Here is a 21,910-nt window from a genome sequence, read left to right as displayed (position 1 = left end):
AAGGCAGGTTCACCGCGTCTTCTCTCCCCCTGCGGGGGAGGGAAGGGCGCGCTGATGCCCTCAATAATGCGGCGGTGGGGGCTCGGCGCCGCCGGCAGCCGTGCGAGCGCCCGCCTCCTCGACGCGCTCGATCAGCGATTCCACCTGCCGCCGCAGCCGGTCGATCAGCCGCCACTGCTCGGTGACGGTGCGGTTGAGGTCGTCGATGGTCGCGTCCTGCTCGGTGAGGCGCATCTCGAGATGGTCGATGCGGGCGGACTCGCTCATCGCAGGGCCTCCGGCGGATGGTCGGGCCGCTCGGCCAGCGCCGGCCCCAGCGCGATGCGGCCGTCGAAGACGAAGCAGTCGCCGGTCCAGCGGCTCTCGGCCTCCGGCACGGTCTCGAGGTATTTCAGGATGCCGCCCTGGAGCAGATGGACGTGCGCGAACCCGCGCGCCTTGAGGTAGGCGCCGGCCTTCTCGCAGCGGATGCCGCCGGTGCAGAACAGGGCGACCTCGGTGCAGGGGTCGAGCGTCTCCGCGAACGCGCGAAACTCGCCGAAGCGCGACAGACCGGGATCGACCGCGCCCGCGAACGTGCCGAGCGCCACCTCGAACCGGTTGCGGGTGTCGACCGCCACCACCCCCGGCCGGTCGAGCAGCGCGTTCCAGTCCTCGGGCGCGACGTAGGTCCCGACCCCGTCGGCCGGGTCGGTGGCGCCGCCGTCGAAGGTCACGATCTCCGGCTTGCGCTTCACCTTCATCCGCGCGAACGGTGGCGCCTCAGCCGTCGACAGCTTGCATTCGAGCCGATCGAGGCGTCCGCCGAACAGGTCGGGCCCGTTCAGGGCGGGGAGGAACGCCGCGATCGCCTCGGCCGAGCCCGCCACCGTGCCGTTGATGCCTTCGTGCGCCAGCAGGAGCGTGCCGGTCAGGCCGAGGTCTTTGCACAAGCCCTCGATCACCGGCGCGAGCGTTGCGGCATCGGGGAGAGGGACGAACTGGTAGAGGGTGGCGACGGTTTGGAGCATGGCGCGGGTTTAGCAGGGCCTCGCTATCCGGGGAATTCACACGCGGTCCGCCATTCCCGTCCTCGACTCATCCTGAGGTGCCCGCGTCAGCGGGCGTCGAAGGAGGCCTCCAGAACCCTCGGTGTGACCTGGAGGCCCCCGCTGGGCTTCGACGCCTCAGGATGCAGTGGTTTGACGGAGGTCTGAAGCTCGATCACTTGACGACCGGGTGAGCCCCCGCTCAATGCGCCTCCTCCCAGTTCTCCGCTGCCCGCGCCTCGACCACCAGCGGCACGTGGAGCGTGAGCGCCGGAGCCGGGGCCTCTTCCATGATGCGCTTGATCACCGGGATCGCGCGATCCACCTCGGCCTCGTTCGTCTCGAACACCAGCTCGTCGTGCACCTGCAGCAGCATGCGGACGTTCAGGCGCTCGGCGGTGAGCGCCGCCTCCATCCGGGTCATCGCCCGGCGGATGATGTCGGCGGCGGTGCCCTGGATCGGGGCGTTGATCGCCTGGCGCTCGACGCTGGCGCGCTCGGACGGGTTGTTGGAGCGGATCTGCGGGTAGTGGCAGACGCGGCCGAACAGGGTCGTGACGTAGCCCTTGTCGCGGCAGGCGCGCTTGGTGGTGTCGATGTAGTCGCGGATGCCCGGGAAGCGCTCGAAATACTGCTTGATGAACAGGCTCGCCTCCTCGCGGCCGATGCCGAGGCGGTCGGCGAGCCCGAAGGCCGAGATGCCGTAGATGATGCCGAAGTTGATGGTCTTGGCCCGCCGCCGCAGGTCCGGCGTCATCTCGGAAAGCGGCACGCCGAACATGGCGCTCGCGGTCGCCGCATGGATGTCGATGCCGTCGGCGAAGGCCTGCCGCAGCTGCGGGATGTCGGCCATGTGGGCGAGCAGGCGCAGCTCGATCTGGCTGTAGTCGGCCGAGATCAGGCGGTTGCCGGGGTCGGCGACGAAGGCGCGGCGGATGCGGCGGCCCTCCTCGGTGCGGATCGGGATGTTCTGCAGGTTCGGGTCCGACGAGGACAGCCGTCCGGTGGTGGTGGCGGCGAGCGAGAACGAGGTGTGGACCCGGTTGGTGTCGCGGTCGGCGTGCTCTTGCAGCGAGTCAGTGTAGGTCGACTTCAGCTTGGCCAGCTGGCGCCAGTTGAGAATCTTCTTCGGAAGGTCGTGCCCGGCCTGGGCCAGCTCCTCGAGCAGGGTCGCTGGCGTCGCCCATTGGCCGGACGGCGTCTTCTTGGCGCCGGGCAGGCCCATCTTGCCGAACAGGATGTCGCCGATCTGCTTCGGTGAGGAAACCTGGAAGCGCTCGCCGGCATCCTCCTGGATCTCCTCCTCGAGACGCGCCAGGATCTGCGAGAAGTCGCCGGACAGCCGCGAGAGCATGTTGCGGTCGACGCGGATGCCGTGCTGCTCCATCCGGGCGATCACCGCGATCAGGGGCCGTTCCAGGGTCTCGTAGACGGCGAGCCGCCGCTCGGCGACGAGGCGGGGCTTCATCATCCGCCACAGCCGCAGCGTCACGTCGGCATCCTCGGCCGCGTAGGCGGTGGCCCTGTCGAGCGGCACCCGGTCGAAGGTGACCTTGGCCTTGCCGGTGCCGGCCACGTCCGAGAAGGTGATCGGCTGGTGGCCGAGATGGCGCTTGGCGAGTTCGTCCATGCCGTGCCCGCCCTTGCCGGCATCGAGCACGTAGGAGATCAGCATGGTGTCGTCGCACGGCGCCACGGTGATGCCGTAGCGCTGGAACACGAGCCAATCGTATTTCAGGTTCTGCGCCACCTTGAGCACGCTCGGGCTCTCGAGCAGCGGCCTCAGCCGACTGAGCGCGGCGTCGCGGTCGATCTGCGAAGGCAGCGGCTCCACGAGATCGGACGCCGTCGCCCCGCCGCCGAACAGGTCGTCGGCGTTCGGCGCGGCCTCGACCGCGCGGACATGGGCGAGGGGGATGTAGGCGGCGCGCCCCGGCGCGACGCAGAGCGACACGCCGACGAGGTTGGCGTGGTGCGCATCGAGCGAGTCGGTCTCGGTGTCGACTGCGATCACACCGACCTCGTGCGCTTCGGCGATCCAGGCATCGAGATGCTCGAGCGAGAGGATCGTCTCGTAGGCGCTGGTGTCGAACGGCTTGCTAGCCTCCGCCGCGCGCGCCGCGACGAGGTTCGACGGCGTCGGATCGGACGGGCCGCGGGCTTTGGGCGCCGCGTCCGGCAGGCCGAGATCGGCGAAGGGGTCGATCTCGGCGCCATCCCCGGCCGCGGCTGCGGCGTCGGAGAAGGGGGCGTCGTCGCCCGGGACATGGCCCGGGAGCAGGCGCGGATCGGGCTTCACCGCTTCCGGGTCGACATGCAGCATCGCGGCGATGCGCCGGGTCAGCGTGTTGAACTCCATCGCCTTGAGGAAGCCGACGAGCTTTTCCGGGTCAGGCTTGGGCAGGCGTAGGTCGTCGAGCGCCACCGGCACGTCGACGTCCTCGACCAGGGCCACGAGCCGGCGCGAGAGCCGCGCCTGCTCGATGCCGGCGAGCAGCATCTCGCGGCGCTTGGGCTGCTTGATCTCGCCCGCCCGCTCCAGCAGCTGCTCGAGGCTGCCGTATTCCTTGATCAAGGCCGCCGCGGTCTTCAGGCCGATGCCTGGCACGCCGGGCACGTTGTCGGAGGTGTCGCCGATCAGCGCCAGCGCGTCGCCGATCTGGTTCGGCTGCAGGCCTTCCCACTTGGCGACAATCGCCGCCTCGTCGAGGTTGCGCTCGGGGCGGTGGCCCGGCTTGCCCTTGGAGCCGGATTCGAAATCGTAGAACCGAACCAGCGGCCCGACGAGCTGCATCAGGTCCTTGTCGGACGAGACGATGATGACGCCGGCGCCCCGCGCCTCGGCCTGCCGGGCATAGGTGGCGATCAGGTCGTCGGCCTCGTAGCGCTCCATCTCGATCGCATGCAGGCCGAAGGCGCGCACCGCGTCGCGCATCAGCGGCATCTGCCGCTTCAGGTCGTCCGGCGCGTCGGGGCGGTGGCCCTTGTAGTCGGAGTAGAGCTCCTTACGGAACGAGCCCTCCGACTTGTCAAAGACGATGCCGAGATGGGTCGGGCAGATGCCGGCCGCGCCCTCCTGAACAAACTGCGCGATCTTGGTGCAGAACAGCCGCACGGCTCCGGTCGGCAGCCCGTCCGAGGGCCGAAAGTTGAATTTCTCCGGCTGGTTTATCGCCTGGAAGTAGGCCCGGAAGATGAACGACGAGCCGTCCACCAGGATCACCTGATCGCCGGGGCCGACGGGGGAAGGAAGCGTCTCGTCGGTCATGGTGCGCGGACATCTCGGCGAACGGGAGAACAGAGGATCACGCAGCCGGATCCTGATGCGCCTCGAGCTCGGCGCGGCAGACCACAGCGATCTCCATCAGCGGCTCGTGGACGGTCCTCCATGCGATGTCCAGCGCGACACGATGATAGGCGTGGCGATAGAAGTTGCCCGTATCTGCGACGTCCTGCCAGGGGATGTGTGGATGCCGGGCTTTGAATGCCGCTCCGAGGCGTCGGCTCGCCTCGGACACGATCTCGATGCAGCGGATCACCGCGTAATTCGTCCGCAGATCGGCGGCGAAGGCCTCGTAGGGCATGCCGTCGATGAAGTCGCGGGCAGCCTGAACGTTGGCGACGATATCGACGCAGGCGTCCGATTCACGCTCAGAAAGCACGGACGGCATCCCGCTCGGCGCGCGAGAGAATGTGCGGCTTCAACGTCTCGCGATTGGCGACGTCGACGGGGACCGGGAACAGGCTCCCGATGGCTCGGCAAATCCCGACGTAGTTGAAGGCATCTCGTACCGCCCGCGCGTCGATCTCGATCATCACGTCGAGGTCGCTGCCTGCATGGTTCTCGCCCCGCGCGACCGAGCCGAACACCGCGGCATGCCGCACGCCGAGGCGTTGCAGCTCCGGCTCATGCGCACGCAGGATGTCGATGGCGGCGTCGCGATCCATGGACCGACCCTACCGCGGATCCGACCTTCGCGGAACGCGCCTCAGGTCGCAGCCCCCACCGTATCCGCCATCTTCGCCCGCCGCGTGCCGAGCGGCTGCGGCGCCCCGACCGTGGTGTCGTGGACGGTCTGGTGCTCCATCTCGGCATTCACCTCCGCGCCGAGCAGCACGATCACCGTCGAGATCCAGATCCAGGTCATGAACCCGATCACGGCGCCGAGCGAGCCGTAGGTGTCGTTGTACTTTCCGAAGTTCGCCACGTACCACGAGAAGCCGAGGGAGCCGGCGAGCCAGGCGAAGGCGGCAATCGCGCTGCCCCACGTCACCCAGCGCCAGCGCGGCGCGTCGCGGCAGGGGCCGTAACGGTAGAGCAGGGCGAGGCCGCCGAGGACGGCGACGAACAGGGCGGGCCAGCGCAGCAGCGCCAGGTACCACGCGTCCGCAGACAGGCCGACCGTGTTGAACACCACCGGCAACACCACGATCGCCCCGAGCGCCAGGATGATGAACAGCAGCGCGCCTGCGGTGAAGGCGAGGGACCGCAGGTTCAGCCAGACGAAGTTTCGCGTCTCGCGCTCCTCGTAGACGATGTTGAGCGCGTCGAAGACCGCCTTCATGCCGCCATTGGCGCTCCAGACCGAGAGCAGGATGCCAGTGAAGAACGTGACGCCGAGGGTCGTGTCGCCCTTGGCCGCGATGCGCTTGACCTGCTCGCCGACGATGTCGATCGCGCCGGAGGGCATCACCCCCTGGAGGCTGGCGAGGTGGTCGTTAATCGTGGCGACGTCGGCGAAGAGGCCGTAGCAGGACACCAGCGCCGCCACGGCCGGGAAGATCGCGAGCAGCACGTAGAAGGTGACGCCGGCCGCGACCGAGACCAGGCGATTCTCCTTCAGGTCGCGGAACACGCGCAGCCCGACATCCTTCCAGCCGCTTTTGGGTATCTCGGAGGGGGTGCTCGCCTGCCGGCCGCGGTCCGACTCGGTTTGCGCCACCGCCCGGGCGTCGCCGCCGGAATGCGAGGGCGAGGGCGCGCGGGGACCGTCCGGGGCCGGCGCGGGCCGGTCTCCGCCGCGCCGATACGGCAGCGCGGCGATGCCGACGAGGGTGGCGGCGAGCGCCAGCGTCCACACGGCGGAATGGCGCTCGTCCAGTCCGTCTGCGCTATGGTTTCGGTCGGTCATCAATGGTCCCGTCGCGATGGCCGTCTACGAGACGGCGCGTCGCGACGACAACCGGTGGTCGCAAGGAGTGGTTTCCTCGGACGACGGGCGAATTCTCAGGCTGCCCCGTGCTATTTCACCTGAACACTGTCCACGACCTCGCGAAATTTGGCGAGCGTGCCCTCGCGCTGGTCCTCGCGCACCACCCCGAGGGCGCGGAGATAGCCGTCCGGCGCGAAGCGGATCGTCTGGGAGACGACGACCGGCGTGTTCGTCGGCATGTCGGTGGCGCGCGCCACGATCTCGTGCCAATCGGTTCCGTTCGAGCGGTAGCTCTGCGAGCGCTCGATCACGAAATCCTTCATGGTCTGGTTGGAGTACAGCGCGGCCTTGGCGAAGCCGTCGCGCTGCTCGGCCGTCGGCGGCTGCTGCACCGCCTGAGCCAGAACCAGGATCGGCTGCTCAAGGTTGCTCATCTGGTCCTTCGGCCCCTGCGTCAGCAGCACCGAGTTGCCGGCGAGCACGCGCAGCGGGCGGAACCCCGCCGGATCGGCGATGCGGAAGGGCAGCGCGTCGACCTGCTGCGCCAGCGTCAGCGCCGGCCGGATCGTCACGCCGGTGACGAGGCTGCGCATGGTCTTCTCGGTCTCGGCATCGGGCAGCGCCTGCCCGATGATCAGGCCGGTGACGGTCGGATCGCCGACGAGCAGCAGCCACTTGCGGACCGTCGGCGTGGCGCTGCCCGGTTCGCCCGGCTGCGAGCCGGTGAACAGCATGCCGTCGGCCTCGCCGATCTTCACCGGCTCGCGGGTCTCGACGGCGAAGCCCTGGTTCTTCAGGTTGGCGTCGGTGAAGGTCTGCACGAGGTCGGCGAAGGCGGTCGCCGGCAGCTCGACCACCGAGAGCGTCGCCCCGCCCTCCTTGCGCTCGAAGCCGGAGAAGCGGCGCGAGGGCGACATGTCGGAGGGCGGCTCGAACCCGAAGCGCGAGCCCGCGGGATAGACCGGCTCGGCGGCCGACGCCGGCCCCGCATCGAAGCCGAGCACCAGGGCGAGCAGCGCGAGGGCGGACAGACGGGGGCGCAGGCGCATCGAACCAGGATCTCCACAATCCGGAACGGCGCCGGACCGGATGCGATGCGTCGGCCCGCGGCCGGGTCCTGTCAAGCGGACGCGTTCACGCGTCTGCCCGGAGGCTGAATTTGCGGGCCTTGGAGCGAACTTCGAACCAGGCGCCTGTCTGCATGAGTCCGCATCAACCAGGGCCCTTCGCGTTCAAGGCGCCCTCGTCACCCGCCGCAGGGTCAGGTTGCAGCGGCCGCCCGGGGGCAGGAAGGGCGGGTCCGGGTCTTCCGCCACCGACAGCAGGTCGCCGCCCGCGACGATGCGGTCGACGCCATGGTGGATGAGGCGGGAGGGGCCGCCGATCACCAGGGCGTCGCCGGCCGTCAGGCGGATCGAGCGGGTCGGGTCGGAGCGCTTCGGGCCGCCGTAGCGGAACACCGCCGCCGCGCCCAGCGACAGGGACACGACCGGGGCCGTCAGGTCGTCCTCGTCGCGGTCCTGGTGCAGGCCCATGCGGGCGCCCGGCGCGTAGAGGTTGATCAGGCAGGCCTCGGGCGGGCGGGGATGATCGGCGAGCGCGTCCCAGGCGGCGCGTGCGGTCGCGGGCATCGCCGGCCAGGGGTCGCCGGTCTCGGGATGATCCGGCTGGTAGCGGTATCCGGCGACGTCCGAGACCCAGCCGAGCGGGCCGGCATTCGACATCCGCACCGAGAACGGTTTTCCCGTGCGCGGCATCCGCGGCGTGAACGGCGGCGCGGCCGCCAGCACGGTCGCGATCTCGTCGGAGAGGCGCCGCCGGGCGGCCGCATCGAGCCAGCCGGGATGGTGGATCAGGCCCGGCGCGAGTTCGACCGCCACGCGCTGCGCGTCACGCGTCGTCGATGTCGCGTTCCAGCACCGTCTTCGAGGCGACGGTGGTGTCGCCCTTGAGGCGGTAGACGAGCGGCACGCCGGTGGCGATCTCCAGGCCGGCGATGGTCGTGGTGTTGAGCCGGTCGAGCACCATCACCAGGGCGCGGAGCGAGTTGCCGTGGGCGGCCACGAGCACCCGATCGCCGGCCATCACGCGGGGCAGGATCGTCTCGATATAGTAGGGCAGCACCCGGGCGGCGGTGTCCTTCAGGCTCTCGCCGCCGGGCGGCGGGATATCGTAGGAGCGGCGCCACTGGTGCACCTGCTCGGCCCCCCAGCGCGCCTTGGCGTCTTCCTTGTTGAGGCCGGACAGGTCGCCGTAATCGCGCTCGTTCAACGCCTCCGAGCGGATCGTCTCGATCTCGGACAGGCCCATCTCCCCGAGCATCAGCTTGCAGGTCCGCTGCGCCCGCCCGAGGTTCGAGGTGAACGCCACGTCGAAGCCGTAGCCCTCGCTCTTCAGCCAGCGCCCGGCCTTGTGCGCCTCGTCGACGCCGCGCTCGGTGAGGTCCGGGTTGCGCCAGCCGGTGAAGAGGTTCTTGAGGTTCCACTCGCTCTGGCCGTGGCGAGCGAGGACGAGCAAGCGGTCCATCGGGGTCCGGTCTTTCTGGGGAGGCGCCCGATTGGGCAGGTCGCTGCGGCTCCTACCAGAGCCGGGCCGAGGCCCCAAGCGCGGGCCGGCCACCCGCGCCCGTCCGTGGTCGAGCGTAGCCTTACAGGCCGAGCACGTCTGTCATGCTGTAGAGGCCCGGCGGCTTCGGATGCGCCCAGAGCGCCGCCTTCACCGCTCCGGCCGCGAACAGGCTGCGATCTTCGGCGTGGTGCGAGAGGGTGATGCGCTCGCCGGCGCCGGCGAACATCACCGAATGATCGCCGACGACGCTGCCGCCGCGCAGCGTCGCGAAGCCGATGTCGCCGGCCCGGCGCGCGCCGGTATGGCCGTCCCGGGTCGAGACGCGGACGTCGGCGAGGTCGACGCCGCGGCCTGCCGCGGCGGCCTCCCCGAGCAGCAGGGCGGTGCCGGAGGGCGCGTCCACCTTCATGCGGTGGTGCATCTCGGCGATCTCGATGTCGAATTCCGGCCCCAGGGCGGCGGCGACCCGCTGCACCAGGGCGGCGAGCAGGTTGACCCCGAGCGACATGTTGCCGGAGCGCACGATGCGAGCGTGGTAGGCGGCGGCCCGGAGCTTGGCGAGGTCGTCCTCCGACAGGCCGGTGGTGCCGACCACGTGGACGATGCGGGCCTGCGCCGCGAGCTCGGCGAACTGCACCGTCGCCGCCGGGACGGTGAAATCGAGCACGCCGTCGCTGGCCGCGAACGCCGTCAGCGGGTCGTCGGTGACGGGCACGCCGAGCGGGTGGAGGCCGGCGAGCGTCCCGGCATCGTGGCCGATCGCGTCCGAGCCTTCGCGCTCGATCGCGGCCGAGAGCGTGCAGCCCTCGGCTTCCGCCACCGCGCGGATCAGCATCCGCCCCATGCGCCCGTCGGCGCCCACCACCACCAGCCGCATCGTCTTCGCCGTCCTTCGATCCGAGGATCACGGGTATAGGCTCGGTGCCGGCCTGCCAACCCGATCCTGCCGACCCGAACGTGCCTGTGCGCCGGAACACCCCCGGGTGCCATCGCGTACGGAATTCGATGCGCGATTCCGCTAGGGCGTTCAGGAACGCCCGTCCCGACGCCGACGCCAGGAGACCATCGATCCGTGCCGCATGCGACCGAGCTGATCGCCATCATCGCCCTGGGCCTCGTGATCGCCTTCGTGTTCGGCATGCTGGCGCAACGCCTGCGGCTGCCGCCGCTGGTCGGCTACCTCGTGGCCGGCATCGCCATCGGGCCGTTCACGCCGGGCTTCGTCGGCGACCAGAAGCTCGCCGGCCAGCTCGCCGAGATCGGCGTCATCCTGCTGATGTTCGGCGTCGGCCTGCACTTCTCGATCAAGGACCTCATGGCGGTGCGCACGATCGCGCTGCCCGGCGCCGTGGTGCAGATCGCGGTGGCGACCGCGATGGGCGGCGGCCTGGCGCTCGCCTGGGGCTGGGGCCTCGGCGCCGGTTTGGTGTTCGGCCTCGCCCTGTCGGTGGCGAGCACGGTGGTGCTGCTGCGGGCGCTGGAGGAGCGCAATCTGCTCGACAGCGACAAGGGCCGCATCGCGGTCGGCTGGCTCATCGTCGAGGATCTCGCGATGGTCCTCGCCTTGGTGCTGCTGCCGGCGCTGGCGCCCTCGCTCGGCGGGAGCGCCGGTACCGGCGACCATGCCACGGGCAACACCCTCGCGCAGGCGCTCTCCGGCTATCTCGGCGACAGCATCTGGCTCACCCTCGGGCTGACGCTCGCCAAGGTCGGCGTCTTCACCACCCTGATGCTGGTCGCAGGCCGCCGCATGGTGCCGTGGCTGCTCGACCAGGCGGCCCGCACGGGATCGCGCGAGCTGTTCACCCTCGCCGTGCTCGCGCTCGCGCTCGGCATCGCCTTCGGCTCGGCGGAGCTGTTCGGCGTGTCCTTCGCCCTCGGCGCCTTCTTCGCCGGCATGGTGCTCGCCGAGTCCGACCTGAGCCACCAGGCCGCGGCCGATTCCCTGCCGCTGCAGGACGCGTTCGCGGTGTTGTTCTTCGTCTCGGTCGGCATGCTGTTCGACCCCGGCATCCTCGTGCGCGAGCCGCTCTCGGTGCTGGCGGTGCTCGGCGTGATCCTGCTCGGCAAGTCGATCGCCGCGGTGGCGATCGTGCTGGCGTTCAAGCATCCGGTCGGCACCGCGCTCACCATTGCCGCGAGCTTGGCGCAGATCGGCGAGTTCTCCTTCATCCTCGTCGGGCTCGGCCTCTCCCTGAAGCTGCTGCCGGAGGAGGGGCGCGACCTCATCCTCGGCGGGGCGCTGCTGTCGATCACGCTGAACCCGTTGTTCTTCGTGCTCGCCGCGCGGGTGGAGCGCTACCTCGCCGACAGGCCCGACCTCGCGCGCCGGTTCGAGTGCCACGGCGCCGATGCGATCGCCGTCGCCGAGCCCGCCAAGCCCCATCGCGGTCACGCGATCATCGTCGGCTACGGCCGGGTCGGCAGCGGGATCGGCAAGGCGCTCGACACCTGGGACCTGCCCTTCGTCGTGGTCGATCGCGACCGCCGGCGGGTGCTCGACCTGCGCGCCTCGGGCCTGGAGGTGGTGTTCGGCGATGCGCTGGCGCCGGGCATCCTCGCCGCCGCCGACATCGCGCAGGCCCGCCTCCTGGTGATCGCGACACCGGATTCGCACCATGCGCGCCGGCTGGTCGAGATCGCCCGGGAGGCGAACCCGGGGATCGACACCCTGATCCGCACCCACAGCGACGCCGAGCGCCGCCGGATGGAGGAGGAGAAGGTCGGGCTGGTGCTGATGGCCGAGCGCGAGCTCGCCTTCGGCATGACCTTCTATGCCCTGCGCAGCCTCGGCCTGACCGAGGGCGAGGCCCGCCTCTTCGTCGATGCGAGCCGCGCCGACAGCCGCGCCGAGGCGCCGACGGAGGCCGAGATCGATCCATCGCCGGAACTCCGGCCGCACAAGGAGGAGCCGGCGGCGGGGTGAGCGCCGGCCGCGTCGTCCTAGGCCGCCAGCGCGCGCCCCAATTCCGCGACCCGACGCAGGTCGTCGACGAAGGTGGCGTAGGCCTCCTCCTTCGCCTCGTCCGGCAGGCGCAGCAGGTAGGAGGGGTGGACGGTGATGAAGCCCTGGAAGCGGTCGTCGAGGCGCTCGAACCGGAACGGGCCGCGGGCGCGGGTGATCGGGATCTGCTTGCCCGTCAGCGCCAGCACGGCGGTCGCGCCGAGCGCGACGACGAGCTTCGGGGCGACGAAGTCCAGCTCGCGATCGAGCCACCAGCGGTAGTGGCTGACCTCGCCCGCGGTCGGCTTCTGGTGGATGCGGCGCTTGCCGCGCTCCTCGAACTTGAAGTGCTTGACGGCGTTCGTGAGGTAGCTCGCCCCGCGGTCGAGACCCGCTTCCGCCATCGCCCGCGACAGCAGCTGGCCGGCGGGCCCGACGAAGGGGCGGCCCTGCCGGTCCTCCTGGTCGCCCGGCTGCTCGCCGACGAAGGCGATGGTCGAGCCGATGCGGCCCTCGCCGAGCACGGCCTGCGTCGCGCCCGGCACCAGCGGCTCGGAACGCTTGATGATCGCGTTCAGCGCCTCGAGGGTCTTCGGCGCCTGGTCGGACATCGCCGCCACCGCCTTGGCCGGATCGCGCTTGATCGTCATCTGGGGGGGCCTTTCGATCATCTGCGTGGTTCGGGTCGCGGCCGCGCGGACGAGGCCGGGGATGGCGGCGGTCTCCGGCATGTTGTGCCAGTACTTCTTCGGCATCTCCGCCCGCATCGCCTTGAGGTTGGTACGGGCCGGGTTGAACGTGCTCTCGTAATAGTCCCGCCAGCCGGCCTCGAAGCCATCGCCCTCCGGCAGCTGCGCCTTGTCGCCCGGCGGTCCGAAGGTCAGCGCCGTGCGGTCCCAATGCGCCGAGCCGTCCGGCGTCAGGATCGTCCAGTCCATGGCGCGGAACCGGTCGACGAAGAACGGAGCCGCGGCCTCAAGGATGTGGTTGTCCGGCTCGAACCACGCGACGAAGCGTTCGCCCGTATCGGTTTCGATACGGCGAAAGCGCAGGAACGCGTGCATCTTGTGCAGGTCGCGGGCGATCGCCTTGCGCATCCCGTTGAGGCGGTGGACCAGCGGGTCGCTCGCCACCTCCGGCAGGTGGCGCTCGCCGCGAAGCACGCGCCAGACCAGGGTGTGGAGCAGGGCGTAGCGCTCGGGATCGCGGTGGGGCACCACCATCGGGATCAACGCCGCCACGGGCTTCGGCAGCGCGACCGGCGGCGCGTCGGGCTCGTCGCTGGCGGACGTGCCGAACAAGCCGGGCGCATCGCCCGCCGACCACGTGACGCGATCGGGCGGAACCCCGTCGGCGACCGACCGGCGCAGGGCGGCGCGGAAGCCATCGAGATCGGCACCGGGGCGCAGGTGGATCGTGCGATGCGCGCTGTCTGTCCCTCCCCCCTCTGCGGGGGAGGGTGGCCCGCGCAGCGGGTCGGGAGTGGGGAGCGGCATTTCCGGATACGGCGCTCCCCCCTCCCGACCCTCGCTGACGCGAGGCCTACCCTCCCCCGCACAGGGGAGAGGGACGAGGTCGCGCGCATCCATCAGAACAGGCTCAGCTGCTGCGCCGGCTCCACCAGACGGCTGCGCAGATCGAGCCGATCGGTGAGCCCACCCGGCGTGTAGTCGGCCGCGATCAGGAACGGGCGGGCGCGCTTTAGCGCCGAGGACAGCCGCGCCACGTCGTCGAGCCGCAGGCGCGTGTGGCGGCGCGCGCGGATGATCTTGTCGACCGCCCGCGCCCCGAGGCCGGGGACGCGCAGCAGCATCTCGCGGTCGCCGGTGTTCACGTCCACGGGGAAACGATGCCGGTTCTTCAGTGCCCAGGCGAGCTTCGGGTCGATGTCGAGGGAGAACATCCCGTCGTCCGCCGCATCGGCGACGTCGTCGGCGGAGAAGTCGTAGTACCGGATCAGCCAGTCGGCCTGGTACAGCCGATGCTCGCGCTGGAGCGGCGGCGCCTTCAGCGGAAGGATGCCGGAGCCTTCCGGGATCGGGCTGAAGGCCGAGTAGTACACCCGCTTGAGCCCGACGCTGCCGTAGAGATGCGCGCTCTTACGGATCAGCGCCTCGTCGGTGGTCGCGTCGGCCCCGACGATCACCTGCGTCGACTGCCCGGCCGGCGAGAAGCGCCGCCGCTCGGCCTTGGCTTCGACGATGCGCTCGGCCACCTGCGCCATCGCCCCGAGGATCGTCGCTCCGTCCTTCTCCGGGGCGAGCTTCTGCAGGCTCGCCTCGGTCGGCAGCTCGACGTTGATCGAGAGGCGGTCGGCGTAGAGGCCGGCTTCCTCGATCAGCCATGGGCTCGCCTCCGGAATCGACTTGAGGTGGATGTAGCCGCGGAACCCGTGGTCGCGCCGCAGCGACTTCGCCACCCGCGTCAGCAGCTCCATCGTGTAGTCGGGCGACTTGATGATGCCGGAGGAGAGGAACAACCCTTCGATGTAGTTGCGCTTGTAGAACTCCACCGTCAGCGTCACGACATCCTGCACCGAGAAGCGCGCCCGCTCGACGTTCGAGGAGCGGCGATTGATGCAGTAGGCGCAATCGAACAGGCAGTAGTTCGTCAGCAGAATCTTCAGCAGCGAGATGCAACGCCCGTCCGGAGTGTAGGCGTGGCAGATCCCCGATCCGGTGGTCGAGCCGAGCTCGTCCTTGCCGGCCTTGCGCTTCGGCGCGCCGGACGACGAGCACGAGGCGTCGTACTTGGCGGCATCGGCGAGGATGCGCAGTTTCTTGGCGAGCGTTTCATCCATCGAACAAACAATGAACCTGGGGAGCGTGAATACAAGGCGTCGGCCGGCGTTGCCCCCGGGCGGCGATGCCGCACCCCGCCTGCCTTTCGCGGGGCGCGGCTCCGAGGACCGATCAGCCCTGCTTGAGGGTGGCCTTCAGGGTGATCTCGCAGTCCAGAACCTTCGAGATCGGGCAGCCGATCTCGGCGGCATGCGCCAGCGCGTCGAACTTGGCCTGGTCGATGCCCGGGATCGCCGCGGTCAGCGTCAGCGCGGACTTCGTCACCTTGAAGCCGGCACCGTCCTTCTCGAGCGTCACGACCGCCTCGGTGGTCATCTCGGTCGCGGCCAGCCCGGCTTCCTGCAGCTGGAACGCCAGCGCCATGGTGAAGCAGCCGGAATGCGCCGCCGCGATCAGCTCTTCCGGATTGGTCCCGGGCTTGTCCTCGAAGCGCGTGTTGAAGCCGTAGGGCTGCTGCGAGAGCACGCCGGACTGGGTCGTGATCGTGCCCTTGCCGTCCTTGCCGTTGCCCTGCCAGACAGCGTGCGCCTTGCGGTTGATCATCGAAGCTCTCCAGGGTTCGCGGTGCCGCGCACGACCGTGCGCGACGTCACCGTCGATGACCGGCCAAGTGGCGCAGGCTCCGGCGAATTCCAGGCTCAGGCCCCGTCGGGCACCTCCTCGGCGTCGACGGTGCGGCGCGCGAGATCGTAGCCGAAGCCGGCCCGCGCCAGCGCCGCCAGATCCCGGTCGCGGTGGAGAGCGCGGATGTCCGGGCGGCGGAACGGCCCGAGCCGCCGCCGCTTGGCGTAGGCGAAGGCGGCCTTCTCCTCGATCGCCGCCGAATCCGCCTCGGGCACGGCCTCGCGCTCGGCCTCCATCGCGGTCTCGACCGCATCGCGCGACAGGCCCTTGGCCGACAGCTTGGCCGAGGCGCCGCGGGAAGAGGTGCCGCGCCGGCGCAACGTCGCGAGCCGCGCAGTCGCGAAGCGCGCGTCGTCGACCAGCCCGGCGGAGACCGCCCGCGCCACCGTCGCCTCGATCATCTCGAAGAAGGCGCTCGCCTCCTCGCCGCGGGCCCGGGCGCGCTTCTCGACCCGCCGCCGCAGCGTCCGGCGCAGCATCTCCACCGAGGCGCTGTAGCGCTCGAGGTAGTGCAACGCCGCCCGCTCGAGATAGGCGGCCGTGACGGGCGGCGCGGGCCTTGCAGCGCGGGCCGCACCGGAGTCTGCAACGGTTGCGCGTTTCACGGGTTCTTCACGATCCGGACAGGTTTCGGTTTCATGGATCAGCCATGGAACCCAGGCAACGCGGCAGGATCGGTCATGGTCTCCTCCCCGCAGCATCGGCCATCCTGTTGAGACGCGAGTGGCTCCTCGTGCTGCTCGCTCTCGGGCTCGCCGCCACCGCGGCGGCGGTGGTCTACCTGTCCCGTCCGACCACGCTGACCGTAGCGGTCGGGCCGCAGGACGGCCCCGAGGCCGCGCTGATGGAGGCCTACGCCAACGCCCTGTCCCGCGCCCGCGAGGACGTACGCCTGAAGGTGGTGCGCTACGCCGACGTGCGCGACAGCGCGGCCGCGCTCCAGGCCAACAAGGCCGACCTCGCGGTGGTGCGGCCGGACGTGCTGCTGCCCGAGAACGGCCTGACGCTCGCCATCCTGCACGACGAGGCCCTGATCGTCGCCGCCTCGGAGGCCGGCGAGATCGATGATTTTCCCGACCTTGCACGCCGGCGCCTCGGCATCGTCGTGCGCCACAGCGCCGACATCCCGTTCATCACCAACCTGCTGACCTTCTACGACTTCGTCCCCGCCGCCGCCGACATCCCGGACGGCGAGGAAGCCCCGCCGGGGCAGGTCGTGCTGGTTCCGCTCAAGCCGTCCGAGGTCACCGCCGCGATCGCCGAGAAGCGGGTCGAGGCGGTGGCGATCATCGCCAGCCCGACCTCCAAGGCCGCGGGCGCCATGGTCCACGCCGTCGAGATCGGCCTTCCCGACAAGAAGGTCGGCCTCGTCTCGGTGCCCGACGGCGACGCGATCCTGCAGCGCTATCCCGAGCTGCAATCCGTCACGATCCCGGCCGGAACCTTCGGCGGGCGCCCGAAGCGTCCGGCCGAAGAGGTCAAGACCGTCGGCGCCTCGTATCGCCTGATGGCACGGGGCACCGTGAGCCGGGTCGCCGTCGCCTCCGCGACGCAGCACCTGTTCGAGTGGCGCTCGCGCCTCGCGGCGGCCGCGCCGATCGTCAGGCTGATGAAGGCGCCCGACTTCGACACCACGGTCGCCGCCACCTCGGCGCGCCTGCCCAACCACCCCGGTGCGGTGGACTACTTCGAGCGCGAGCAGCAGACGTTCCTCGACCGCTACGAGGACTACATCTACCTGCTCGCCTTCTTCGGCGGCACGATCGGCTCCGCCGTCGCCTGGCTCGGCCAGCGCCTCGCCCGCAAGCGGCGCGAGCGGGTCGACATCGTGCTCGACCGCCTGCTCGACGTGATGCGCGAGGTCCGCGCCGCGCCGACGATGGCCGAGCTCGACGCCCTGGCGATCGAGGTGGACGATCTCGTCGCCGACGTGGTGCGCTACGCCCGCGAGCGCTCGATCGACGCGCGCACGGTCAGCGCCCTGATTCTGGCGGTGGACGGGGTCCACGCGGCGATCAACGACGGCCGACGCGGGCTTTCCGCCGGGGCCGAGCATCGCCCCGGCGGCCGCACGCGGGCCGCCCGGTCGCTCGCCCTCAACCTCTCGGCCGCCGAATAGGCGAGCCCGGGACGCGGCGTCGCCCTATCCCTCGATGATCTCGCGGATGCGGCTGGCCAGCACCTCGACCGGGAACGGCTTGGTGATCATCTGCATGCCCGGGTCGAGGCCGCCGTTGCCGAAGATCGCGTTCTCGGCATAGCCGGTGATGAAGAGGATCTTCAGCCCGGGCCGCACCAGCCGGGCGCGGTCGGCGAGCTGGCGCCCGTTGAGGCCGGGCAGGCCGACGTCGCTGACCATCAGGTCGATCCGCGCGCGCGATTCCGCGATGCGCAGGCCGGCCGGCCCGTCGGCGGCCTCGAGGGCGTGGTAGCCGAGCTCGCCCAGTACCTCGACGATGAGATCGCGCACCACCGGGTCGTCCTCGACGACGAGCACCGTCTCGCCGCGCTCGGCGCGCAGGGCCGTGGCGATCCCGGGACCGGTGCCCTCGGCCGCCGCCTCGCCGCGGTAGCGCGGCAGGTAGATCTTGATCGTCGTGCCCGATCCCAGCTCCGAGTAGATCTTGGCGTGCCCCTCCGATTGCTTGGCGAAGCCGTAGATCATCGACAGGCCGAGGCCGGTACCCTGGCCCAGCAACTTCGTGGTGAAGAATGGGTCGAAGGCCTTGGCGGCCACGTCCGCGCTCATGCCGGTGCCGGTGTCGGTCACGCAGACACAGATGTACTGGCCCGGTTCCACCTCCGGATGCAGCCGCGCGTAGGCCCGATCGAGGTGGGTGTTGCAAGTCTCGATCACGAGGCGGCCGCCGTCCGGCATCGCGTCGCGGGCGTTGATCGCGAGGTTGAGCAGCGCGTTCTCGAGCTGGTGCGGGTCGCAGAGCGTGAGCCACAGGCCGCCGGCGGTGACGATCTCCAGGTTGACCTGCTCCGTCAGCGTCCGGCGCAGCATGTCCTCCATGCCGGCGATCAGGCCGTTGGCATCGGTGGGCTTCGGCTCCAGCGGCTGGCGGCGGGCGAAGGCCAGCAGGCGGTGGGTCAACGCGGCGGCGCGGTTGGCCGAGGACAAAGCCGCGGTGGCGTACTTCTCGATCTGCTCGGTCCGGCCCTGCTTGATCCGGGTCTGCATCAGGTCGAGCGAGCCGACGATGCCGGTGAGCAGGTTGTTGAAGTCGTGGGCGATGCCGCCGGTGAGCTGGCCGACCGCCTCCATCTTCTGCGCTTGGCGCAGCAGCTCCTCGACCGCACGCTGCTCGGTGATGTCGCGGCCGACGATGTAGAACAGGTCGCCTTCCGGCACCGCGTTCCAGGAGATGGTGAGGCGTTCGCCGTCCTTCCGGATGACGTGGTCGACGAAGCCGTCGACGGTCTCGCCGCGGGCGAGCTGCGCGACGACCTCGGCGGTCTCGGCATGGTCGGCGGTGTCGATGATCGTCGCGAACGGCTCGCCGAGGAGTTCCTCGCGGCTCCAGCCGAGCACCCGCGTCCAGGCCGGGTTGACCGCCTTGAGGTAGCCGTCGAGCCCGGCCGTGCCCATCAGGTCGGTCGTGGTCTCCCAGAGCCGGTTGCGCTCGCGGGTGCGCGATTCGACCTCCCGCGTCAGCGCTGCCTCGATCCGCGTCCGGTCGGTGATGTCCTGCACGAAGGCGTAGAAGCCGTCGACGGCGCCGTCGCCATCCCGCCGCGGGATGTAGCGGATGTCCGCGACGCGCTCGCGCCCGTCGGGATGCGGCCACTCCATCTCGAAGCGGACATCCTCCCCGCCGAGCGCCGCGGCGAAGGCCGGCTCACGCCGCGCGAAGCCGTCCTCGTCCACGAGGTCGCGGACGGTACGGCCGATCACCTCGGAAAGCGGGCGCGAGAACCACGTCTCGTAGGCGGCGTTCGCGAAGCGGTAGGTCAGCGTCGGATCGATGAAGGCGATCAGGCTCGGGAGCGCGTCGGCCACCAGGCGAAGCTCGCGCGCAGCCGCCCGGACCGCGTCCTCGGCGTCGCGACGCTCGGTGATGTCGAAGGTCACGCCCGGGAACTGAACGGGGCGGCCGTCCGCATCGAGCACGCACTGCCCTTGCGCCGCGACCCAGCGCACGCCGTCCGGCTGGACGAGCCGGTACTCGGCCGCGAAGTCGCCACCCGTCCGCATCGCCGCCGCGATCCGCTCCTGCACGGCGGGCAGGTCGTCGGGATGGATGCCGCCGAAGAACTCGGCGATCGGCGCGCCGGCAACGGCCCGGTCGGGATCGACGCCGTAGAGGCGGGCGAAGCGGGCATCCGCGGTGACGCGGTCGGCCGCGACGTCCCAGTCCCAGGTGCCGATGCCGTCGCCGGCCGAGAGCGCGAGGTCGAGCCGGCTGCGGCTGTCCTCGCGGTCCTTTTCCGCCAGGATCTGCGCCGTGGTCTCCCGCGTGATGCAGATCATGCCTGCGACCGCGCCGTCGTCGTCGTGGACCGGCGAGTACGAGAAGGTCCACCAGGTCCGCTCGGGCTGCCCGCGGCGGTGCATCGTCAGCGGCAGGTCGCGCACCGACACGCCTTCGCCCGCGAGCGCCCGGGCGCAGAGCGGCCCGATCTCCGGCCACAGGTCCGCCCACAGCTCCGGAAACCGCACGCCGAGCGCACGGGAGACGCGATCGCCCAGCACCTCGCGATAGGCGTCGTTGAAGAAGCTGACGAGGTCCGGCCCCCAGGCCAGGAACATCGGCACCGGGCAGGCGAGCATCGTCGCGAGCGTGGTGCGGAGCGCCACCGGCCATTCCGCCAGCGGGCCGAGCACCGAGCCGGACCAATCCTTCATCAGGATCTCGCGGCCGGTCTCGCCGCCCTCGGCGAGGAAGCGGAACTTCGGGTCCTCGATGCCGATCGTCACCGGGTCGGTCTCGGCACGGTCCGGTCGCGATCCGGACGTCGGCCGAGGCGGCGTTCCTGGCGGGCGGTGGCTGTCGAAACGTCGGTCCGGAACATCGCAGGAGGGATGTCGGCAAGTCCGATGGGTGTCAACGCGGGTCCGGCGGGTCCTGCTCTCAGGCGGCGACCCGCCCTTCGAGCGGGAAGACCTTCGCCGGGTTCATCAGCCAGTGCGGGTCGAAGACGTTGCGCACCCGCATCTGCTGCTCCAGGTCGGCCTGCGTGTACTGAAAGCGCATCAGCTCGCGCTTCTCGATGCCGACGCCGTGCTCGCCGGTCAGGCATCCGCCGACCTCGACGCAGAGCTTGAGGATCTCGTCGCCCGCGGTCTCGGCCTTCTGCAGCTCGCCGGGCTTGTTGATGTCGAACAGGATCAGCGGGTGCAGGTTGCCGTCGCCGGCATGGAACACGTTGGCGACGCGAAGCCCTTGCGCCTTGCAGATCGCGCCGATGCGCTCCAGCACCACGGAGAGCTGCCCGGTCGGGATCGTGCCGTCCATGCAGATGTAGTCGGAGATGCGCCCCGTGGCGCCGAAGGCCGACTTGCGGCCCTTCCAGATCGCGGCGGATTCGGCCTCCGACCGCGAGACCCGGATGCTCGTCGGGCGGAAATCCTGCGCGATCGCCGCGATGCGGGCGAGCATCGCCTCGCACTCGGTGTCCGAGCCCTCGACCTCGATGATCAGCATCGCCTCGGCGTCGCGCGGGTAGCCGGCCTGCGCGAAATCCTCGGTGATCAGGATCGCCTCGCGGTCCATGTACTCGATCGCAACCGGGATGATGCCGGCGGCGATGATCGCCGCGGTGCAGGCGCCGGCATCCTCGACCGACGAGAAGCCGACGAGCGCCGGGCGCGCGCCCTCGGCGGCGCGCAGGATCCGGACGGTCGCCTCGGTGACGATGCCGAGCTGCCCCTCCGAGCCGCAGATCAGCCCGAGCAGGTCGTAGCCGCCGGCATCGAGATGGTCGCCGCCGATCTCGACCACGGTGCCGTCGTTCATCACCAGCGTCACGCCCATCAGGTTGTTCGTGGTGACGCCGTACTTGAGGCAGTGCGCCCCGCCGGAATTCATCGCGATGTTGCCGGCGATGGTGCAGGCGAGCTGGCTCGACGGGTCGGGCGCGTAGAAGAAGCCCTCGTGGCCGACCGCGCCCGAGATCGCCAGGTTGGTGATCCCGCTCTGGACGCGGGCGATGCGGTTCTCGAAATCGAGGGCGAGCACCTGGGTCATCTTCCCCACGCCGAGGATGATCGCATCCTCCTGCGCGATGGCGCCGCCGGCCAGCGACGTGCCGGCGCCGCGCGGCACCACGCGGACGCCGTGGGCGTGGCAATAGGCCATCACCGCGGAGACCTCGGCGGTGGTGGAGGGCAGGACCACCGCCAGCGGCATCTTGCGGTAGGCGGTGAGCCCGTCGGTCTCGAAGGCGCGGCGCTCGTCCTCCGTGGTCACCAGGGCCTCGGGGACGACCAGCGGCCGCAGGCCGGCGACGATCGCGTCGCGGCGGGCGACGACGCCGGCATCGGGCTCGGGGAAGCGGATGGACATGGCGAAACCTCCGGATTTCGTCGATCCGATCGTCACCGCGTCAGGCCCTTCAGCCGCCGCTCAGGAGCGTGGGCCTAGACGGGTTCCGCGGCGGTGCGGGGACCGTTTGGAGATCAGTCTATCGCACTCCCGGCGGGTCCGCACCGTCGGGCGAAGGGGCGGCTCGAAGGCGACTGAGAGGCTACTGCAACGTTTGGTCGCACCAGCACATCGGCGTGAACGGCGTTTGCACCTTCGACCTGTTCCAATCGACCAAGCTCTGCCATAAGCCTGACGGCCA

Annotated in this window: 18 protein-coding genes; 2 read left to right on the top strand and 16 right to left on the bottom strand. The window is 70.4% G+C overall.

Annotated features, from left to right (window positions below):
• Positions 1-60 precede the first annotated feature (60 nt).
• The 10 genes from MKK60_RS07655 to dapB all read right to left on the bottom strand — a co-directional run bounded on the left by MKK60_RS07655 (position 61) and on the right by dapB (position 9,626).
• The gene (locus MKK60_RS07655) at positions 61-267 is read right to left on the bottom strand and encodes a SlyX family protein (protein ID WP_147725031.1); all 207 of its coding nucleotides are present in this window, start codon (positions 265-267) and stop codon (positions 61-63) included.
• On the bottom strand, positions 264-1,010 hold the full coding sequence (locus MKK60_RS07650; RefSeq protein WP_243984821.1) for a rhodanese-like domain-containing protein: 747 nt from the start codon (positions 1,008-1,010) through the stop codon (positions 264-266). The genes MKK60_RS07655 and MKK60_RS07650 overlap by 4 nt, the downstream gene beginning before the upstream one ends.
• Before the next feature lie 220 nt (positions 1,011-1,230).
• A complete protein-coding gene (polA, locus tag MKK60_RS07645) occupies positions 1,231-4,296 on the bottom strand; it encodes a DNA polymerase I (RefSeq protein WP_243936374.1) in 3,066 nt (1,021 codons plus the stop codon).
• Between the two features lie 37 nt (positions 4,297-4,333).
• The gene (locus tag MKK60_RS07640) at positions 4,334-4,699 is read right to left on the bottom strand and encodes a DUF86 domain-containing protein (protein WP_147841216.1); all 366 of its coding nucleotides are present in this window, start codon (positions 4,697-4,699) and stop codon (positions 4,334-4,336) included.
• A complete protein-coding gene (locus MKK60_RS07635; RefSeq protein ID WP_147841217.1) occupies positions 4,680-4,976 on the bottom strand; it encodes a nucleotidyltransferase family protein in 297 nt (98 codons plus the stop codon). The genes MKK60_RS07640 and MKK60_RS07635 overlap by 20 nt, the downstream gene beginning before the upstream one ends.
• A gap of 41 nt (positions 4,977-5,017) precedes the next feature.
• Complete coding sequence (locus tag MKK60_RS07630) at positions 5,018-6,160, bottom strand: YihY/virulence factor BrkB family protein (protein ID WP_147725025.1); 1,143 nt, start codon at positions 6,158-6,160, stop codon at positions 5,018-5,020.
• Positions 6,161-6,270: 110 nt separating this feature from the next.
• Entirely contained in the window at positions 6,271-7,230 is a 960-nt protein-coding gene (locus MKK60_RS07625; protein ID WP_147841219.1) for a hypothetical protein, read from the bottom strand.
• Positions 7,231-7,413: 183 nt separating this feature from the next.
• The gene (locus MKK60_RS07620) at positions 7,414-8,061 is read right to left on the bottom strand and encodes an alpha-ketoglutarate-dependent dioxygenase AlkB (protein ID WP_243984819.1); all 648 of its coding nucleotides are present in this window, start codon (positions 8,059-8,061) and stop codon (positions 7,414-7,416) included.
• Between the two features lie 10 nt (positions 8,062-8,071).
• Complete coding sequence (locus tag MKK60_RS07615) at positions 8,072-8,707, bottom strand: 2,3-bisphosphoglycerate-dependent phosphoglycerate mutase (protein WP_243984817.1); 636 nt, start codon at positions 8,705-8,707, stop codon at positions 8,072-8,074.
• A gap of 121 nt (positions 8,708-8,828) precedes the next feature.
• Entirely contained in the window at positions 8,829-9,626 is a 798-nt protein-coding gene (dapB, locus tag MKK60_RS07610) for a 4-hydroxy-tetrahydrodipicolinate reductase (RefSeq protein WP_147841221.1), read from the bottom strand.
• Positions 9,627-9,821: 195 nt separating this feature from the next.
• Between dapB and ybaL the strand changes: the two genes are divergently transcribed.
• Positions 9,822-11,675: a YbaL family putative K(+) efflux transporter gene (ybaL, locus tag MKK60_RS07605; RefSeq protein WP_243984815.1), complete on the top strand. Its 1,854-nt coding sequence runs from the start codon at positions 9,822-9,824 to the stop codon at positions 11,673-11,675.
• Between the two features lie 17 nt (positions 11,676-11,692).
• Here ybaL and MKK60_RS07600 read toward each other — a convergent pair whose 3' ends face one another.
• The 4 genes from MKK60_RS07600 to MKK60_RS07585 all read right to left on the bottom strand — a co-directional run bounded on the left by MKK60_RS07600 (position 11,693) and on the right by MKK60_RS07585 (position 15,723).
• Positions 11,693-13,189 (bottom strand): UdgX family uracil-DNA binding protein, encoded by a 1,497-nt coding sequence (locus tag MKK60_RS07600; protein WP_243984812.1) that lies wholly within the window; start codon positions 13,187-13,189, stop codon positions 11,693-11,695.
• A 92-nt stretch (positions 13,190-13,281) separates the two neighbouring features.
• Positions 13,282-14,493: a putative DNA modification/repair radical SAM protein gene (locus MKK60_RS07595; RefSeq protein ID WP_147725011.1), complete on the bottom strand. Its 1,212-nt coding sequence runs from the start codon at positions 14,491-14,493 to the stop codon at positions 13,282-13,284.
• 112 nt (positions 14,494-14,605) lie between these two features.
• Positions 14,606-15,037 carry an OsmC family protein gene (locus MKK60_RS07590; RefSeq protein WP_147725009.1) on the bottom strand — a complete coding sequence of 144 codons (432 nt, stop codon included), beginning with the start codon at positions 15,035-15,037 and terminating at the stop codon, positions 14,606-14,608.
• A 95-nt stretch (positions 15,038-15,132) separates the two neighbouring features.
• A complete protein-coding gene (locus tag MKK60_RS07585; protein ID WP_243984810.1) occupies positions 15,133-15,723 on the bottom strand; it encodes a regulatory protein RecX in 591 nt (196 codons plus the stop codon).
• A 107-nt stretch (positions 15,724-15,830) separates the two neighbouring features.
• Between MKK60_RS07585 and MKK60_RS07580 the strand changes: the two genes are divergently transcribed.
• Complete coding sequence (locus tag MKK60_RS07580) at positions 15,831-17,237, top strand: TAXI family TRAP transporter solute-binding subunit (RefSeq protein WP_243935511.1); 1,407 nt, start codon at positions 15,831-15,833, stop codon at positions 17,235-17,237.
• A gap of 24 nt (positions 17,238-17,261) precedes the next feature.
• Here MKK60_RS07580 and MKK60_RS07575 read toward each other — a convergent pair whose 3' ends face one another.
• Positions 17,262-20,042: a PAS domain-containing protein gene (locus tag MKK60_RS07575; protein WP_409567375.1), complete on the bottom strand. Its 2,781-nt coding sequence runs from the start codon at positions 20,040-20,042 to the stop codon at positions 17,262-17,264.
• A 154-nt stretch (positions 20,043-20,196) separates the two neighbouring features.
• Positions 20,197-21,630, bottom strand: a complete 1,434-nt coding sequence (locus MKK60_RS07570) for an FAD-linked oxidase C-terminal domain-containing protein (protein WP_243984807.1) — start codon at positions 21,628-21,630, stop codon at positions 20,197-20,199.
• Between the last annotated feature and the right edge of the window lie 280 nt (positions 21,631-21,910).

This window comes from Methylobacterium sp. J-092, from assembly GCF_022829325.1.
Classification (GTDB): Bacteria; Pseudomonadota; Alphaproteobacteria; order Rhizobiales; family Beijerinckiaceae; genus Methylobacterium.
The sequence above is the reverse complement of the archived record's forward strand: the minus strand, read 5'-3'. Positions and strand labels throughout refer to the sequence as shown.

Bases quoted from the DNA above. Each gene is read 5' to 3' on its own strand.
- MKK60_RS07655 (WP_147725031.1), bottom strand. From the start codon at position 267: ATGAGCGAGTCCGCCCGCATCGACCATCTCGAGATGCGCCTCACCGAG.
- MKK60_RS07650 (WP_243984821.1), bottom strand. From the start codon at position 1,010: ATGCTCCAAACCGTCGCCACCCTCTACCAGTTCGTCCCTCTCCCCGAT.
- polA (WP_243936374.1), bottom strand. From the start codon at position 4,296: ATGACCGACGAGACGCTTCCTTCCCCCGTCGGCCCCGGCGATCAGGTG.
- MKK60_RS07640 (WP_147841216.1), bottom strand. From the start codon at position 4,699: ATGCCGTCCGTGCTTTCTGAGCGTGAATCGGACGCCTGCGTCGATATC.
- MKK60_RS07635 (WP_147841217.1), bottom strand. From the start codon at position 4,976: ATGGATCGCGACGCCGCCATCGACATCCTGCGTGCGCATGAGCCGGAG.
- MKK60_RS07630 (WP_147725025.1), bottom strand. From the start codon at position 6,160: ATGACCGACCGAAACCATAGCGCAGACGGACTGGACGAGCGCCATTCC.
- MKK60_RS07625 (WP_147841219.1), bottom strand. From the start codon at position 7,230: ATGCGCCTGCGCCCCCGTCTGTCCGCCCTCGCGCTGCTCGCCCTGGTG.
- MKK60_RS07615 (WP_243984817.1), bottom strand. From the start codon at position 8,707: ATGGACCGCTTGCTCGTCCTCGCTCGCCACGGCCAGAGCGAGTGGAAC.
- dapB (WP_147841221.1), bottom strand. From the start codon at position 9,626: ATGCGGCTGGTGGTGGTGGGCGCCGACGGGCGCATGGGGCGGATGCTG.
- MKK60_RS07600 (WP_243984812.1), bottom strand. From the start codon at position 13,189: ATGCCGCTCCCCACTCCCGACCCGCTGCGCGGGCCACCCTCCCCCGCA.
- MKK60_RS07595 (WP_147725011.1), bottom strand. From the start codon at position 14,493: ATGGATGAAACGCTCGCCAAGAAACTGCGCATCCTCGCCGATGCCGCC.
- MKK60_RS07590 (WP_147725009.1), bottom strand. From the start codon at position 15,037: ATGATCAACCGCAAGGCGCACGCTGTCTGGCAGGGCAACGGCAAGGAC.
- MKK60_RS07570 (WP_243984807.1), bottom strand. From the start codon at position 21,630: ATGTCCATCCGCTTCCCCGAGCCCGATGCCGGCGTCGTCGCCCGCCGC.